Source organism: Gleimia sp. 6138-11-ORH1 (genome assembly GCF_024814355.1).
Taxonomy (GTDB): domain Bacteria; phylum Actinomycetota; class Actinomycetes; order Actinomycetales; family Actinomycetaceae; genus Gleimia.
The window spans coordinates 227,381-243,174 of record NZ_JANUXV010000001.1 but is presented as its reverse complement, the minus strand read 5'-3'; the positions used below and the strand labels follow the sequence as shown (position 1 = coordinate 243,174).

The window sequence follows — 15,794 nt, the reverse complement described above, 5'->3', positions numbered from 1 at the left end:
ATTCGCTTGACTTATCTTTATTCCCATCTTATAGTTTAATCATTCATTAAGAACTGATACGAACTGATAGGATTTAATATCATGTGGAAGAAAACTGCTCGGTCTATAACGGAAGGTGTCGTTTTTGATTCGCAACACCTACTGTTATCTTTTCGTTCGCTGATTAGTTCACTTTTGCTGACTTGCGTCACTGTGCTTTGCCTGGTTTTATTAGAAGATTTGTTCCCCGCCCTTAGTTCTCTTTCCATTTCAGCCACAGTGCCTGCTAACTCTCCGTTACTGCTACTTCCGTTCCTAATAATTCTGGTATTTCTATCGTTTTACAGCCTGTGGCTCACCCTTTCTCATCTGGCCGTTTCTTTAACGCTGATTTTGCTTCACTGCGGGTATGAGGTTAATTTCCAAAAGTTCCTTTTCTTTAAGCTACTTTCACCTGCTGCTAAAAAGAATTTGCACCGCGCTTTAGCATCTTCTCTCCTGCTATCTACTTTAGGTTCAGTAGCTCAAGCTGCCTCCCCCACCACGGATGACCTTCGTTGGGGAAATCATGGAACCGAATCTCACGTTGGAATAACTATCCCTACTTCTGTCTCATCTGCTTCCCTGAGTGAACTTACTTCCCCTGTTACCGATGAATCTGCCACTTGGGAAGTTACTTCTGGAGACTGTCTTTGGTCTATTGCCGCCAGGCATTTACACACTGATGATGTTTCTCTAATCAATGAATATTGGCAGGCCATTTGGAATGCTAATCGACCTGCCATTGGGGATAATCCGAATCTTATTTACCCGGGGCAATCCCTCATCTTGCCACCTTTATCATCCAAGCAACTTGAAAGGAAACTCCCATGAGCGCCGTTGTTAAAGCCACCCATAGCATTTCCGCTCCAAAGGCATCTTCTCCCTCAGCTACTTTCGCGGCAAATCCCCACCCGGTAGCAGAGGCAACAAATCCCCCAGCAAAGACCTCTGTAAATGGGAAAACTAAACGTTTCCCAGGTAAACCATTACCACTTCCATCTAAGAAACAAAGTCTCTGGGGAGCTTTAGATATTTCCTGGGATTTTTCCCACTGCACAACTAAAGAAACTAAGGTACATAATCTTTTTCCTAACCCCAACTCCCCTACTGTAACCCACCTGCCTGACCCAAAACTATGGTCAAAAGCAGCTGCTGCGGCACTGGTTGAAGTTCTTTTAGGTAAACGCCCAGCGCAGCAACTGCAACGCTGGGTAGCTAGTGAAATTTATTCTGCCTTAGAGCGTCGCGTGGCACTTAATCGTCGTTTAGAAGGAGAGCCACCTCGGAGCCTACCTCCGAAAGTGCTTAGTTCCCGCGTCTGCGTGGTTTCAAATACTGTAGTTGAAACTACTCACTCTGTATCCACTACCCACAAAACCGTAATTGTTTGTATTCGCCTGGAGGTGCGGCGTAACCAGTGGATTATAACCGCTATCGAAATACTCTAAGTGACACAGCTTACCTTCAGTAGGGAGAAAGAGTCTTCATCTCCCAGTTTTTCAAGAAAAGAACTACAATAAATAAGAATTATAAATTTACAAAAATGGTTTCCCCTGAGCGTATTCGGCTGAAACTAAGTTAGAAAATTTGGAGTATCGTGTCTATTTTCGACAAAATCCTTCGCATTGGTGAAGGTCGCGCCTTAAAAAAGCTAGAGCAACTTGCTGACCAAATCGAAGCTTTAGAAGAAGATTTTAAACAGTTCACTGATGAGGAACTACGCGCAAAAACTGCTGAGTTTAAAGAACGTTTAGCTGAGGGCGAAACACTTGACGATATCTTAGTTGAAGCATTCGCAACTGTCCGTGAAGCCGCTGATCGAGTATTAGGAATGCGCCATTTCCGAGTGCAGCTAATCGGTGGAGCTGCTTTACACCAGGGAAATATTGCGGAAATGAAAACTGGTGAAGGTAAGACACTGGTCGCTACCCTACCGTCTTATCTACGAGCTTTAACTGGCAAGGGCGTACACGTAGTGACTGTGAACGATTACCTTGCTTCCTACCAGTCAGACATTATGGGACGCCTTTACCGTTGGCTCGGCTTATCCTGTGGCTGTATCCTGGCTGGGCAAACTCCTACTGAACGACGCAAACAGTACAACTGTGACATCACCTATGGAACAAATAACGAATTCGGTTTCGACTATCTACGTGACAATATGGCGCAGGTTCCAGAAGAAAAAGTACAGCGCGGACACAACTACGTGATTGTCGACGAAGTTGACTCTATTTTGATTGACGAAGCCCGTACCCCGCTAATCATTTCCGGACCAGCTACCGGAGATGTAAACTCCTGGTACTCAACTTTTTCTCAGTTAGTCCTGCGCCTCAAAGCCGGGGAAGACTATGAGGTAGACGAAAAGAAACGCACCGTCGGGATTTTAGAACCCGGTATCGAATTTATTGAAGATCAGCTGGGGATTGATAACCTCTACGACGCTGCTTACACTCCTTTAATTGGATTCCTTAACAATGCTCTAAAGGCAAAGGAATTATTCAAAAAAGATCGGGACTACATTGTCACTGACGGAGAAGTACTCATCGTTGATGAGCACACCGGCCGTGTTCTACCTGGCCGACGCTACAACGAAGGTATGCACCAAGCCATCGAAGCTAAAGAAAATGTAGAGATTCAAGCAGAGAATCAGACGCTTGCAACGATTACTTTGCAGAACTACTTCCGCCTCTACCCAGAAGGCTCCCGCGCGGGAATGACAGGTACTGCGGAAACTGAAGCTGCAGAATTCGTTTCCACCTACAAAATCGGAGTTATTCCCATTCCGACTAACCGCCCAATGATCCGAATCGATCAACCAGACTTAATTTATCCTACTTTTGAAGGAAAAATGCGGGCTGTTATCGATGATATTGTGGAGCGTCACCGTAAGGGACAGCCGGTGTTAGTGGGAACTACTTCTGTAGAAAAGTCCGAATTAGTTTCTCGGCTTTTGAAAGAACGCGGCGTTCCCCATGAGGTCCTAAACGCCAAACAGCACAAACGTGAAGCAGCTGTAGTTGCTATGGCAGGACGTAAAGGTGCTGTCACAGTTGCCACAAATATGGCTGGACGTGGTACTGACATTATGCTGGGGGGAAACCCAGAACATATTGCAGTCTCAGATATGGCATCTCAGGGCTTAGACCCGAAGGAAGATTCTGAAGCGTACGAAGCAGAATGGCCCTTAGCTTTAGAGCGTGCCCGTAATGCGGTAGCTGCTGAGCACGATGAAGTTCTCGAACTGGGAGGACTTTACGTTCTGGGGACGGAACGGCACGAATCACGTCGTATCGATAACCAGCTACGCGGGCGTTCCGGACGTCAAGGAGATCCGGGTGAATCGCGTTTCTACCTTTCAATGCAAGACGATTTAATGCGTCTATTCAACGCCGGTTTAGCGCAGCGGATTATGGCTTCCGGATCTTACCCAGAGGACACTCCTTTGGAATCTAAGCTAGTGTCTCGCTCGATTGCCTCTGCCCAAAGTCAGGTCGAAGGACGTAACTTCGAGATCCGTAAAAACGTTCTAAAATACGATGACGTGATGACTGGGCAACGCGAAACCATTTATAACGAACGTAATCGGGTATTAAATGGTGAAGATCTGGAACAGCAGATGAAGCGTTTCATGGAAATTCTGATTAGTAACGTTGTAAACGGTAGTTACCAGCCAGAAACTAACCAGCTAGATTTCTCTGAACTTACCTCCACCCTTCGGGAGATTTATCCGGCCACTATTAAACCTGAAGAAATCGTTGAAGCAGCTGGTGGTGAAAGTAAAGTTACGACTGCTGACTTTATTTTCGAATACACTGAAGATATTAAAGCTGAATACGATCGCTTAGCTGAGCGTTTAAATGAAAATCCCCTTGCGCTTTCGCAATTGGGAGAGGATCCTATGCGGACTTTAGAACGTCGAGTGGTTCTAGCAGCCGTTGACCGTATGTGGCGAGAACACCTCTATGAGATGGACTATCTCAAGGAAGGTATCGGCCTGCGCGCTATGGGGCAAAGAGACCCACTGGTTGAATACGCTGAAGAAGGCTCGCAGATGTTCACCTCTATGATGGAAAGAATCCGCGAAGAATCTGTTGCTCAAGCATTTGCCTATGCCCGCCAGTTTGAGCTGGCTTATCAGCAGCAGCAAGAAGAACTGAAAAAGCAGATGGATTCTATGGTGGAAACTGCGAAAACTGAGCAAAAGCGTAGTCTGGCAGCGGTTGATACTGAAAATGTCATGGGTAACACCGGACAACAACAGCTGGGGAAGATGACTACCTCTGGCCCGGCGAAAACTACCTCAGAGCCACGTAAGAACCGCAGAGAACGTAGAAAGCGTAAGTAATCATTACAAATGATGTGGGGGGATAGTTTAACTATCCCCCCACATTTAAATTATTTCTTATTCAGCGGCAACTACTGTATTCAAGCGGATTACCCCGTAAGTCCAGCCTGCCCGGTGGTAAACTACGCAGGGTTGTCCAGTTTCAGCGTCTACGAAGAGGAAGAATGGGTGGCCAACCAGCTCCATCTGGTAGAGTGCCTGATCCACAGTCATCGGTTCTGCTTCGTGTAGCTTCTGGCGGACAATTACTGGGGAATCGCCGATTTGATCCTCAAGTACTTCTCCTGGCTTTAAGTCTGCAGCTGAGCGTACAGATTCATCTTGTGTTGGCGTTTCTTCAACTTCTACTTCATCAGGAACAATCCCTCCCAAATCAACGGCGATTGGGCGGTTGTACCGACGACGATGGTCTTTTGCACGGTCACGTGCGCGCCGTAAACGTTCAAAGAGTTTACCTACCGCAATATCTACAGCTGCGTGCCGATCGGAACTGGATGCTTCTGCACGAATAATCGGTCCTTTACCGAAAACTGTCAGTTCAATACGTTCTGCAGTTTCAGCTTGCCGAGGATTACGCTCATGAGTAAGCTCTACATCAATCCGCTGCGCACGTGGATAATACTGCGTCACCTTCGCCACTTTTTCTTCAACATATGCACGGAAGTTTGGGTGAATTTCGGCATTACGACCAACAACAATGATGTCCATGGTTTCCTCCATGATTCTAATGGGGTTATCCACCCCGGACTATAGTGGGGACTTGCCCCGATGATTGAGATAACACCTGGTAACTCATCTGTCCCAGGTTGAGCTTAAGGCAATCACCTCATTTCCCTATATGCTTCCACTTCTCTGTGGAAGATATGTCAATAATAGCAAACTTTCGTGGCAGACATCACGATAATGAGGTGCGTTGTAAATCTGCTAAACAAACCACTCCCACCACTTCACCTCCAACAGATTCAAGCGCTCGCACCCCCTCTCTCATAGTAGCTCCAGTGGTAATCACATCGTCAACTAAAACTATTTTCCGCCCTCGCACAGCTTCTCCAGCTCGCATTTTCCCGCGCTTGCTTCTAACCCGCCCAGCTGCCCCTAACCCCTGCTGCGTCCCCTTAGAACCAGAAGAAAAACTAAAGAAATTCTCAACTAACCCTAAGTCTGCTCCCACCGCAGCAGTTATTCCGGCACCATCTAATCCAGCGGCCACCCCCGCAGCTATCACAGGAGTTACCAACATTCCTTCTCTCACCCGTTTTCTTCCCGAAGGAATCGGAACCACCCGCAGTTGTTTAAGCTCCGGATCTAAAAGGGAACTTAGAGTAAGACCCAGCAATTCCCCAACGCAAGTAAGCCAATCATCAAAATCCAAAATCTGATCGTGTTTTGCCGCAATAATTATTTCTCTCAACTTTCCAACGTAATCTCCTAATGAAACTCCTGGAAAAGCTATTCCAGAGGCAGCGAAAAACCGGATCTGTCGCAGCTCCGCAACCGAATCAGTAAAACAGTTAATACAAAGCTCTCTCCCCCACTCTGCGCAAGCTACGCATTGAGTGGGGAAAAATAGGTTAGTCAGCTCAACCAGAATTTGCTTCAACCGCATAAAAAGAGTCTGACACAAACCTAAGCTGCATTTTAGGGGCTGTGGATAAAGTTGGCGGGGAACTTAGTGTGGAAAAGCTCGGAAACGAATATCCGAAGTAGTTGCAAGCGCATTCCACAGTGAACCGGTGCGCGTATAGTATTTGCCGTCCTCGGTTTCCAGTAACAGGAACTGCGACGAAGCCCCACCACTAATCCGCTGGACTCTTTCAGGTGCTCGCACCCGCTCACTATTTGCCCCCAGCTGAGAAATCAAAACATAACGACTCTCTGCCTCAGCTTGTAGTACCGCTACCGTTTCATTTCCTGCCCAAGTGGCATCCAAAGTGCGCGCATCACCAGTTGGGAGCAGTTCCACATTCCCAATTCCACTAGGGCGGGCGTCCACGTTTCTTCGAATTGGCAAAACCCCCACCGTGGGATTTTGCCCTCCGCGAATAACCAGTAGCCGCGCTCCGTCAGGGGAAACCCGCACCGCGGTAATTTCTTCTTCAGCGCCGAAAGGAGAATCAAAAAGAATCGGCTCAGCCCCAGCTCGTACCACGATGATTTTACCTTTAGAAACAGTCCACACCCAGTTAGCGCGGTCGATTGAAAGTGAACTTATTTTTTCGCCCTCGTAAATCTCCTTTGGCTGCGTGTTCTTACCCACTACCAGGATCTTAGAACCACCTTGAATATAGGCTACTGCCGAATCCTCTAAAGGCCCCCTAGTTGGATAGGAAACCGGCTCATCTCCCAAATCAGTAGTACTTAAAACTACTTCACGTTTTCCGTCCCGATCTCGAATAATCCCCTCTTTAGACAAACTAATCAACGTATCTAAAGCCCAAGCCGGGCCGGTGGGAACCGGCTGGTCGGAAATCAATACACCATTTATCCGAATCCGCACATCTGAAACATTAGAAACCTGCAGTAAAGTGGCGTTCACCTGCCATTTGAAAAGTAACTGAGAACTTTCAGTTCCCAAACCATACCCCTCTACCTCAACCTCAGCTACAGAATCACGTACCTCAACATTTTGTAAAGGGAGGACTGCGCCCTCGGGAGCCGCGTTGATTACTGCCGGAGCTACCGATTCAGATGGGCCCGCTAAAATCGCCTGCATCAAATACGAAGCTAACCTGCGACGCGGAAACCAACGATAGTCGGCAACTAAAGTTCTGCGATCGGTGGCAGGGAAAAACACGGCACTACGTTGAAAAGCCGCCCGGAATGAAGACTCGGAAATAACTGCGCCATCAGGTAGTGAAGCAATCCGCCACTGGTTTTGCCCGTCACGTTCTAACACAAACTCAGATTTATACACTGAGTTAGTTTTTTCTATCTGATAAAGTCCATCTTTAGAAACAGATGCTTCAACGCGGGTTGCCGCCGTAATTTTAGACTCACCATCATAAGAAATAACCGGCGGATAATCGTCGGAATAAACATACACGGAAGTGGCTGGTTTCCATGAGCGGCGGGCTTCTTGAGTTAGGTAAGAACGGGCAACTTGGAAATCATCTGACCAACCGGCTGCCGTAGCACGGAGGAAGTCTCTAACAATCGTGTCAGCTTCCGCGTCTTTAACTGGCCCGAAACCTTTTAGCACCAGTGAGTTTGCGTCGTTTTCTTGTAATTCAAATGCGGTGACCGGACCGCTGGTGGGAAGGTTCTGGCAGGCAGATAAAGAACAGACTAACCCCAGTGTAAGTATCGTTGTAAGTTTCTTACCCATTTGTTTCTCCCGGAGGCTCTTCATCTTTCCACAGTGGCAGAACTGCTGCTTCCACTTGCATGTTAGCTGTGCGCGGTAAAGTCACCATAAAAACGCTTCCCTCAGCTAACTTTCCTGCTGCCTCGATCTTCCCGCGGTGTAATGCCACGTCTTCAGCTGCGATAGAAAGACCCAGCCCAGTTCCCCCGGTGGTACGTGTACGTGCCGGATCGGCGCGGAAAAACCTATCGAATACTCGCGCGGACGTGTCAGCACTCATCCCTACCCCAAAATCGCGGACTCTTACGCTTGTTGCCTTATCATTTGAAGCAATTTGAATTACTACCGGTTTTCCTTCCGCATGTTCAATCGCATTCACTAAGAAGTTTCGTAAAACCCTTTCCATACGTCGCCGGTCCATATAAGCGGTGTAGCGTGATTGAGGGGCATCAATAACAATTTCAACTCCCAATCGGGTTGCTAAAGGCCGGTCAGCTTCAACTACTTTACGGACCAGCTCTTTCATATCACTCACCTCAGCATCAAGCTGAGCGGTATGGGAGTCATGCCGGGAAATTTCTAATAGGTCAGCCAGCATTTTTTCAAAACGATCTACCTGACTATGCAGTAATTCGGCGGAGCGAGCTGCGGGAGCACTCATTGCCTCTCGCTCATCGTAAATGATTTCTTCAGCGATTCGGATTGTAGTTAGCGGAGTACGTAACTCGTGTGACACGTCGGAAACAAAACGCTGCTGCAGTTTAGCGAGTTCATCATATTCCGCAATCTGTTTGGCCAGGGACTCTGCCATGATATTGAAAGACTTACCCAGTTGGGCCATTTCATCTTCGCCATGTGGCTCAACTCTAACTGACAGATCTCCCCTTGCTAACTGTTGGGCTGCTTCTGCCGTTACTCGCACCGGGCGAAGCATATTGTAAAGCACCCACAAGATACCAATGCCTAAGAACGCGGCGACGGGAATAGCTCCAAATAATAGACTTTGAGTCATTAACAAAATAGTGTCTTGTTCGTCAGCTAAAGAATATACGGTATATAACTCATACTGTCCCGCTAAGGGGAGAACCACCGTAGCTCCCACAATAATCCCGGGGCGTTCTTTTCCTTTTGCATCTTTAATGGCAATCGATTGATAGAACTGGCCATTACCTCTTGCCATATTTTCGCGAAGTTCTGGAGAAATAACTTCAACCAGGTCACGGTCAATTAATTCGTTAATCGCAAAAGTGGTGGGGGCGTTCGGAGATCGCAAAAGCATCGTGGTGACTACCCCGGAACCAGTTTTAGTAGCTCTTAACGAAGAAATTAGTTGGTTAGCTAAATTCTGTACCTGATCTGTAGTTGATGCGGTAGATTGCGAAAAGGCGGTTTGCACCTGATTAATTGTTACTGAAGCATCTTCAAGGATCTGCTGGCGACGCTGTTCGAAAATCGAGTTCTGTACCTGCCAGGTAACCCCAACAACTAGTAGCACCAGAACACTAATAACGGTAACTGCCATACCTACTGAAATGCGCACAGAAAGCGATTCCTTAAGTAGGGTAACTACTTTAGAAAACCCCTTTCCTTTTGCATCCTGAGGCGGTTCAGTCTCCGCAGTGTTTTTCAAGAAACTACAGCTCCTGCCCGATAGCCAACGCCTCGCACGGTAATCACTATTTCCGGATGTTCCGGATCTCTTTCAATCTTGGCACGCAACCGTTGCACGTGCACATTTACTAAACGAGTATCAGCCGCGTGGCGGTATCCCCAAACAGTTTCCAAAAGTTCTTCCCGAGAAAATACTTTCCAAGGAGACTTTCCTAAAGTAACCAGTAGATCGAATTCTAAAGGAGTAAGTAAAATCGACTCGTTTCCGCGCATTACCTGATGTCCAGCGACATCTATCACCAAGTCACCTAAACGAACGTGTTCGTCCAAGGGGTCTTCGGTCCGTCCACGTAAACGAGCTTTCACCCGCGCTATCAGTTCCTTTGGTTTAAATGGTTTAGGAACATAATCGTCTGCCCCTGCTTCTAATCCGGCAACTACATCTGCAGTATCTGAACGTGCAGTCAGCATAACGATAGGCACATTTGATTTTTGACGGATCAATGAACAGATCTCGATACCATCTAAACCAGGTAGCATTACATCAAGTAAAACTAAATCAGGTTGATGTTCCACGAAGGTGTCGATCGCTTTGTCTCCGGCATGGCAGTAAACTACACTGTATCCCTCAGTCTCTAAGACAATGCCAATCATTTCTGCTAACGCAGTATCATCATCGACGACTAGTACTTTTGCTGTCATAGTTATGATTTTGTCACGAATTCGTTACTTTTGGCGAATGTTTTTCCTGTGTCTTTCTAAATTAAAGAGTTTAAGCCGCATTCTTCACAGATTAACTATCTAATCCAAAAGCCCTACCGGTCAGTAATCCGCGGATCGTGTGGGATTTCAATGCGGACTCGCCGAGCTGTTTCCAAAATTGATTTCGCTAACGTATCAAGATCCTCTTGTGACGGCGCGGGAGGCTCTGAAGAATACTCTAAACGAATCACCGTCCACCCCTGTGGTACGTTAAACTTCAAGGCATGCTGCTGACACAGTTCGGTAGTATACGGCTGCTTGTGAGCCGGAAGTGGCCCAATTACCGCAGTAGATTCACGATAGTTATAGGTTAATGTTGCCACTGCAGGATTAGTACAACCGGTTAATTCGCAATCTCGCACAGCTTTCATATATTCAGTCTAGTTTTCTCTGCGCAGATTAGCTACTGAAACCGATAAACTCATTTCCACCAGTTAAACTTATGGTATGCAAGGAAAAATTAGAAGACGCAACCGGCATGGGCGTTCACAGCGTTCTCCCCTTTTTTTACCGGGAATTCCTGCGCGTGCTTCCTGGAAAGAATCTTTCGCACAAATTGTTGCCTGGAATTTTCAAGAAATCCAACAACGATTTCCACAAATTTCAGAAATCGAAATTGCTTTAGAAGATGTTCCGCCCTCGGCACCGGCTCCGTGGGAAAATCACCGAGTCTGCTTAGCGCGAAACTTTCCCCCCGCGAAAACTGTTGGATTAAAAGCGCGAATCATTTTCTATCGACTTCCTATCCACGCCCGCGCGGGAAGAGCCACTTTCAGAGAAATCGGTGCCCCACTTCACGCACTAATCCGGACACTTCTGATAGAAAACCTCTCAGAACTAACCGGCATTTCCCCAGCTGAACTGCACGGACAGCCGTAATCTGTGCTGACAGAGTGATTGCTTAACTAATTGCCCAGTTGAATATAAAACGGTGGGAGGGCAACGCGAGGGTCTTCCAAATCTAAATGGGTAACTAAATTGGTTTTACCTTCTGCGCGCCTAATTAGCAGTGACGCGTAAACTGGCTCGGGAGATTTTATTTCTACCGTAGAACCTTCAACTTCAAAAACTAACTGTGACTTAGCTGGAATTTGCGATTCTTTTCCATTGATTTCAAGTTTTACAGCCGTTGTAGCCGGATTGAAAATGCTGAGTTTACGGGTCTTTTCTCCAGTTTGCAGCGGAGGAACTTTAGATTTCAGATGCTGTATCTTCGTAGCTTTCGACCAGATACCTCGATCAGCTAAGACCTGCGCATCTTCCTTATCTTCGCCCTCATAATCAGCAAAAACATTTGCCACTAAAGGTTGGTTAGAACGTAAAACAATAGTTTTAGGGCCTTTGCCCAGCCCACCCAAATCTAACTCAAATACAGCTGCTCCTGCTATCTCGATATTCTCTGCACCGGCCAGAACTTTACTGCCCGTCGGATCAGCAATTTCAATAGTTGCAGTTGCCGGATCTAACCCCGGATTCAAAATCCGGATTCGCGTATTCTTAGCGTCAGCTTCTACCCCGGTAAAAATGTTCTCAACCGCGGGAGTATCCACGCCTCTAACCGTTTCTATACCGCGAGTGGCCAATCCTAAGTCACCGGAAGAATGTAAAGCCACAACTGCTCCGGGGCCATTAACAGTTACGTGCAAACCCAAACGGCTTTCAGTTGGAAAGTAGGTTGCTAAATTCACTGTCTGCATTTGATTGCCCGCTACCGTCAGAGTCGGTGTTTGCGCGATCTTTGCGGTACTGCTCCAGGCTTGTAAAGATACCTGAGTTGGGTTTGCAGACGGATTCAAAATAGTTAAAAACGTAGCTTCACCCACTTCAGTGCTACCGGCAACAAACCAGTGATGGTTATGGGCAACCTGACAGGCGCTGCTAGTAATCCCCTTTAAAGTCTTAGAAGCAGAAACTACAAAAGAACTACCGGTAAAAGAACTTACGTCTTGAGTTGAAACCCCCACTACCAGCGGATCAACACCAGGAATATCTTTCTCCCCAGAAAAAGCGTCCTTTACCAGCGGTGCCTTACCAGCTACTGCTGGTTTAACAGAGGTAACCGCAGTGCCTTCTGCAGTGTAGATATTTGTTACTGCAGTTCCGGTGGGAGCTCCTTTCGCATCAGGAAAGAAAGGGATACAGCCAAGCAAATAACTATGCTCTGGTAAACTCACCTGATTTACAACTTCTAAAGTGGATTTATCTGTGCGCGCATAGCTACTGTCTGCCCGCAGCCAAAGATCCGCTGAAGCGGTAACCGTCAATGCCCCCAGCAAAGCAATGCTTGTAACCCCAAGGGTAGTGAAAGTCCCCAGGACTTTTCCGGTAGAAATTAGTTTAGCCAGTTTCGGATCTACCTCTGTTGAGGGCGTTTGTTCAGTAGACATTTGATTGTCTCCTTCCCGCTACCGGAATTGCTCCGACCAGTAATCCAATCAAAGCGGTTACTGCACTAAACCACCACACCGGTAACCAGTCTGCATACCAAGTTATTCTCACCTGACCAGCTTCCTTAGGTAGTTTGAATGCTTGTTGCCAACCATTTTCTGTAGCTTCGATAGTATTTCCATTAAAGCTAGCTACCCAACCGGCATCTTTCGGTTCAGCCAAAACTAAAATAGTATTCTCATCTGCCGGAGCTGGTAAAGCCACGGCAGCTAACGTGGGATCAGCAATCGGGGTGATCCTACCTTGCGCGTCTTTAATGAAAGCGCGAGCAGGTTCAACTTCCTGTGGACGTACTCGCCACAAAGTACCTGCCCCGGATTCTCCGGCGCGAGTTAATCCAGCAACCCGATCTAAAGACATCAGTGCCCGTTCCCTGGCTAATGATGAGCTATTTTCTAAAGCTATTTCATCTACGCCCAGCTGCCCAAGCTGACTGAGTTCAACCGTATCCGGGGTAGTCAGTAACTTGGTCACTAACTGAGCTAAATCAGCATTTGCAGCGCTGCCATTTTCAGTGACATTAAAACGATTATCACTGCGTTTTTCCATCACCAAACGCGCGTTTTCCAGCCGCTGCCAAGGAGATGAGTCTGCCAGCTGACGACCATCACCACGCCAAATCTCCACGTGGACTACCTCATCTGAAACAGACAGTTTCATAAATCGCGCTGAACGCTCCCCCTGCTGCGCCTCCACCGTTGTAGCCGGAGTTAAATACTGTGGCGCCGCCGCTACCTGCAAATCGTTTTCAGATTCGTAAGGTAACCATACGACGAAGGGAACTAAAGCAACCGCGTAAACAAGCGCTAAAACACCGATTTGGAAACGGAATGCAGAGCGTTCCCCCCGGGTGGTAGCGTTAAGATCTACTTCCCTAGTTACAGCTTTAATAGTTGCCGTAGCACTAACTTCCGCTTCTGAGAGTTTCTCTAAGGAAACCTTAGCGTCGATAAAAGAAACTTCCGTTTGTTTTTGTTTCTGCTCGGCTGCTTCACGCCGTTTAACAGCTTTTTCTCTCCTCCTGCGGGAAAGATATGAATGCAAAGGTTCCACTAAAACTAAGTTAGGAATCGCCCCGGTTGCCGCCAGCATCCAAGCGATTAGGGCCACTAAAATTCCGGTTCCTGCCCAACCGAAGATTAATGCACCGCCCTCGGAATTGACGATTCTGGAAGCTACGATTGCCGCGCCAACTGCGAAAATACCCGCCAAAAAGGCTAGCCGAGTGCGGAAAGTCCATCTTTGTAGATTAAATAATGCAATCACCGCTCCCAGAAGCAGAACTGCCCCGGGAATAAACCAAATGAATGTTGCAGCTGAGTTAATGAACTCCGGCACCCAGGGAAAAGCTGGATTACCAAATGATTCTTTGGCTTGAGGTAAGCCCAAAGCAATTTCCCATGAACTAGGCTGACTATGGGCCAAGGATCTTCCGGTGTCTGCAAAAAGCAGCTGCCAACGAGCTGACCCGGTGCCGCTAAATACGTGAATCCACACTGGTAGAGAAAAAGCAAATGCTGGGATGGCTAGTAAAACCTGTCCCGCTCGGCGGCCTCGCATAAAAATGGTAGTCACCACTAAGAAAGGAAGCAAAAGCAGTAGCAGCCACGGAGCCGCGCCCACTAAAACGAGGGCGGCAAAACTAGCTAAAGCCGTGTACGGATAGTCTTTTTCGCTTTCCGCTAAGACAATTTCTTCAGCAAAAGCTCCGCGAATCCGTAACGGAACTACCTGGCCAACTGAATGCATCCAACCGCGTAAAAATAAGGGGAGGAACGCTGCAACCAGTAGAGTTCCCATCCGCCCACTTGACCAAGAAAGGAGGAAAACTGGGCTAATTACCCAAAGAAGCGCCAAAGCAAAACGCCAGGCAACCCGGTGAGTAATAACTCGCGTTCCCCAGTACATAGAGATCCAGGCCAAGGCAGGTACCAAACGGTAGAACCATTCAAACTGGGTTGCGGGGCTAACTCCCAAAAGAGCTAAAGGTGCCGTTAGAACGGTGAGTACCGGAAGTAGAGAATCAACCGGAGGTGGATACCCTAAACCGCCTAAACTCCAGCCCGACCAAGCCTGCCAAAAAAGTGTGCCATAGCTTTCTGGTAGGTTCACCCAAGCAGCACCGCTAATCCCGTCAGTTAATTCGCGGGTTGCAAACCAAGTCACTAAGAAAGTCAATGCGAAACCTATTCCAAAACCGCTATAGGTGCGGATCTGGTGACGTTTTAATAAGTTCGCGGCAATTGGTTCAAGTTGGGTTTTAGAGAAGTATTCGCGTTCTTTTCGATTTTCAATCCGTTGGCGCCGGTTGATTTGGAAGTGGCTAGTTTCCAAGGTTTTCAAAACGGATACTGGAACTTTCGCGAAATTGCGGTTACGTTGCCGCGCGTTTCTTAATGCCGGTAAAGATGCGTAAAGTTTCCAAACTGCAGCTATTTCAGCAAATGCTAACTGGGGGCGTTTTTGGAGTAGACGTGCTCCGGCGCGCAGCAGTGTCCAAAGTGGTAATAGAACTAAACTGGCGATTAAAAATGGAAGGTTACGCAGGATTAAACCATTGTAGAGCTGCGCAAAGCGACGTTCTTTAAATGAGCGATCTAAATCGACTTCTGTTCCGGTTCTTAAACCGCGGTAGGAAACTCGCGCATGAGCTATTTTTGCTTCGGGGACTACCACTACCCGGTGTCCACCCAGGCGAATCCGGCGGCAGAATTCTAACCCTTCCCCAAAGGGAGTCAGCTGCGGGTCAAATCCGCCACTTTCGCGCCAGATTTGGGCGTCCACCAGCATTCCAGCTGATCCGACTGCCAGCACGTCAGAGATATTATCGTACTGCCCTTGGTCGATCTCATCGTAGGATTCTACGCTGAGCCGGCGGGCTGAACGGGTAGTTTCAATCCCGACTTCTAAGATTCGGTCTGCACTGGACCAGGCAACTTGTTTTGGCCCGACCACGGCGGTGGTTAGCCCAGCTTTAGTCGCAGTTAAAAGTTGTTCTAAGCACTGTTGGTCAGGAGCTGAATCGTCGTGTAGGAACCAGAACCAGTCGCAGCTGTCTAAAACTGGGTAGGTTTCCAGGGCTTTACTGACTGCAGCATTGAAGTTAGTTAGTTGTGGAGCGTTGAGGATCTCCAGGCCTTTAATCGGTTTTAAGGCCGTGGTAGAGGTATTTACCACGACAATTGTGTCCGGTTTCCGCGATTGGGAAAGTAGCGCTGCAACAGTTCGGTGTAAATACGGAGTAAGCCCTCGTGTGACTACGAGGGCGGCTACAGTTGGCTCAGTCATGAGACCCCTTTATGG

General features: G+C 47.6%; 12 protein-coding genes. 4 read left to right on the top strand and 8 right to left on the bottom strand.

The annotated features are described in order from the left end of the window. Nucleotides 1–81 precede the first annotated feature (81 nt). The 3 genes from NXS08_RS00955 to secA all read left to right on the top strand — a co-directional run bounded on the left by NXS08_RS00955 (nt 82) and on the right by secA (nt 4,366). Complete coding sequence (locus NXS08_RS00955) at nt 82–852, top strand: LysM peptidoglycan-binding domain-containing protein (RefSeq protein WP_259136254.1); 771 nt, start codon at nt 82–84, stop codon at nt 850–852. Then, on the top strand, nt 849–1,469 hold the full coding sequence (locus tag NXS08_RS00950) for an Rv3235 family protein (RefSeq protein ID WP_259136253.1): 621 nt from the start codon (nt 849–851) through the stop codon (nt 1,467–1,469). Before NXS08_RS00955 ends, NXS08_RS00950 begins: the two co-directional genes overlap by 4 nt. A 149-nt stretch (nt 1,470–1,618) precedes the next feature. After that, complete coding sequence (gene secA / locus NXS08_RS00945; RefSeq protein WP_259136252.1) at nt 1,619–4,366, top strand: preprotein translocase subunit SecA; 2,748 nt, start codon at nt 1,619–1,621, stop codon at nt 4,364–4,366. A gap of 57 nt (nt 4,367–4,423) precedes the next feature. Here secA and hpf read toward each other — a convergent pair whose 3' ends face one another. From hpf to NXS08_RS00915, 6 genes are all read right to left on the bottom strand, one after another. Continuing rightward, the gene (gene hpf, locus NXS08_RS00940; protein WP_259136251.1) at nt 4,424–5,074 is read right to left on the bottom strand and encodes a ribosome hibernation-promoting factor, HPF/YfiA family; all 651 of its coding nucleotides are present in this window, start codon (nt 5,072–5,074) and stop codon (nt 4,424–4,426) included. A 187-nt stretch (nt 5,075–5,261) separates the two neighbouring features. Further along, nucleotides 5,262–5,972: a ComF family protein gene (locus NXS08_RS00935; protein ID WP_259136250.1), complete on the bottom strand. Its 711-nt coding sequence runs from the start codon at nt 5,970–5,972 to the stop codon at nt 5,262–5,264. Between the two features lie 63 nt (nt 5,973–6,035). Beyond that, the gene (locus NXS08_RS00930; RefSeq protein WP_259136249.1) at nt 6,036–7,691 is read right to left on the bottom strand and encodes an LpqB family beta-propeller domain-containing protein; all 1,656 of its coding nucleotides are present in this window, start codon (nt 7,689–7,691) and stop codon (nt 6,036–6,038) included. Next, complete coding sequence (gene mtrB, locus NXS08_RS00925) at nt 7,684–9,300, bottom strand: MtrAB system histidine kinase MtrB (RefSeq protein WP_259136248.1); 1,617 nt, start codon at nt 9,298–9,300, stop codon at nt 7,684–7,686. Before mtrB ends, NXS08_RS00930 begins: the two co-directional genes overlap by 8 nt. Next, a complete protein-coding gene (gene mtrA / locus NXS08_RS00920; protein ID WP_259136247.1) occupies nt 9,297–9,983 on the bottom strand; it encodes an MtrAB system response regulator MtrA in 687 nt (228 codons plus the stop codon). The genes mtrB and mtrA overlap by 4 nt, the downstream gene beginning before the upstream one ends. Before the next feature lie 113 nt (nt 9,984–10,096). Continuing rightward, on the bottom strand, nt 10,097–10,414 hold the full coding sequence (locus NXS08_RS00915) for a DUF3499 domain-containing protein (RefSeq protein ID WP_259136245.1): 318 nt from the start codon (nt 10,412–10,414) through the stop codon (nt 10,097–10,099). A gap of 76 nt (nt 10,415–10,490) precedes the next feature. On the opposite strand from NXS08_RS00915, the gene NXS08_RS00910 reads away from it, so the two are divergent. Next, on the top strand, nt 10,491–10,922 hold the full coding sequence (locus tag NXS08_RS00910; RefSeq protein ID WP_259136243.1) for a metallopeptidase family protein: 432 nt from the start codon (nt 10,491–10,493) through the stop codon (nt 10,920–10,922). Nucleotides 10,923–10,948: 26 nt separating this feature from the next. Here the strand turns inward: NXS08_RS00910 and NXS08_RS00905 are convergent, their stop codons facing one another. Further along, nucleotides 10,949–12,430, bottom strand: coding sequence for a DUF5719 family protein (locus NXS08_RS00905; protein ID WP_259136242.1), 1,482 nt, complete (start codon nt 12,428–12,430; stop codon nt 10,949–10,951). Then, nucleotides 12,420–15,779, bottom strand: coding sequence for a glycosyltransferase (locus tag NXS08_RS00900; protein ID WP_259136241.1), 3,360 nt, complete (start codon nt 15,777–15,779; stop codon nt 12,420–12,422). Before NXS08_RS00900 ends, NXS08_RS00905 begins: the two co-directional genes overlap by 11 nt. Nucleotides 15,780–15,794 lie beyond the last annotated feature (15 nt).

Excerpts from the sequence above, each read along its gene's own strand:
- NXS08_RS00930 (WP_259136249.1), bottom strand. The coding sequence starts at position 7,691 with ATGGGTAAGAAACTTACAACGATACTTACACTGGGGTTAGTCTGTTCT.
- NXS08_RS00950 (WP_259136253.1), top strand. The coding sequence starts at position 849 with ATGAGCGCCGTTGTTAAAGCCACCCATAGCATTTCCGCTCCAAAGGCA.
- mtrA (WP_259136247.1), bottom strand. The coding sequence starts at position 9,983 with ATGACAGCAAAAGTACTAGTCGTCGATGATGATACTGCGTTAGCAGAA.
- NXS08_RS00910 (WP_259136243.1), top strand. The coding sequence starts at position 10,491 with ATGCAAGGAAAAATTAGAAGACGCAACCGGCATGGGCGTTCACAGCGT.
- NXS08_RS00905 (WP_259136242.1), bottom strand. The coding sequence starts at position 12,430 with ATGTCTACTGAACAAACGCCCTCAACAGAGGTAGATCCGAAACTGGCT.
- NXS08_RS00915 (WP_259136245.1), bottom strand. The coding sequence starts at position 10,414 with ATGAAAGCTGTGCGAGATTGCGAATTAACCGGTTGTACTAATCCTGCA.
- hpf (WP_259136251.1), bottom strand. The coding sequence starts at position 5,074 with ATGGACATCATTGTTGTTGGTCGTAATGCCGAAATTCACCCAAACTTC.
- NXS08_RS00900 (WP_259136241.1), bottom strand. The coding sequence starts at position 15,779 with ATGACTGAGCCAACTGTAGCCGCCCTCGTAGTCACACGAGGGCTTACT.
- NXS08_RS00935 (WP_259136250.1), bottom strand. The coding sequence starts at position 5,972 with ATGCGGTTGAAGCAAATTCTGGTTGAGCTGACTAACCTATTTTTCCCC.
- NXS08_RS00955 (WP_259136254.1), top strand. The coding sequence starts at position 82 with ATGTGGAAGAAAACTGCTCGGTCTATAACGGAAGGTGTCGTTTTTGAT.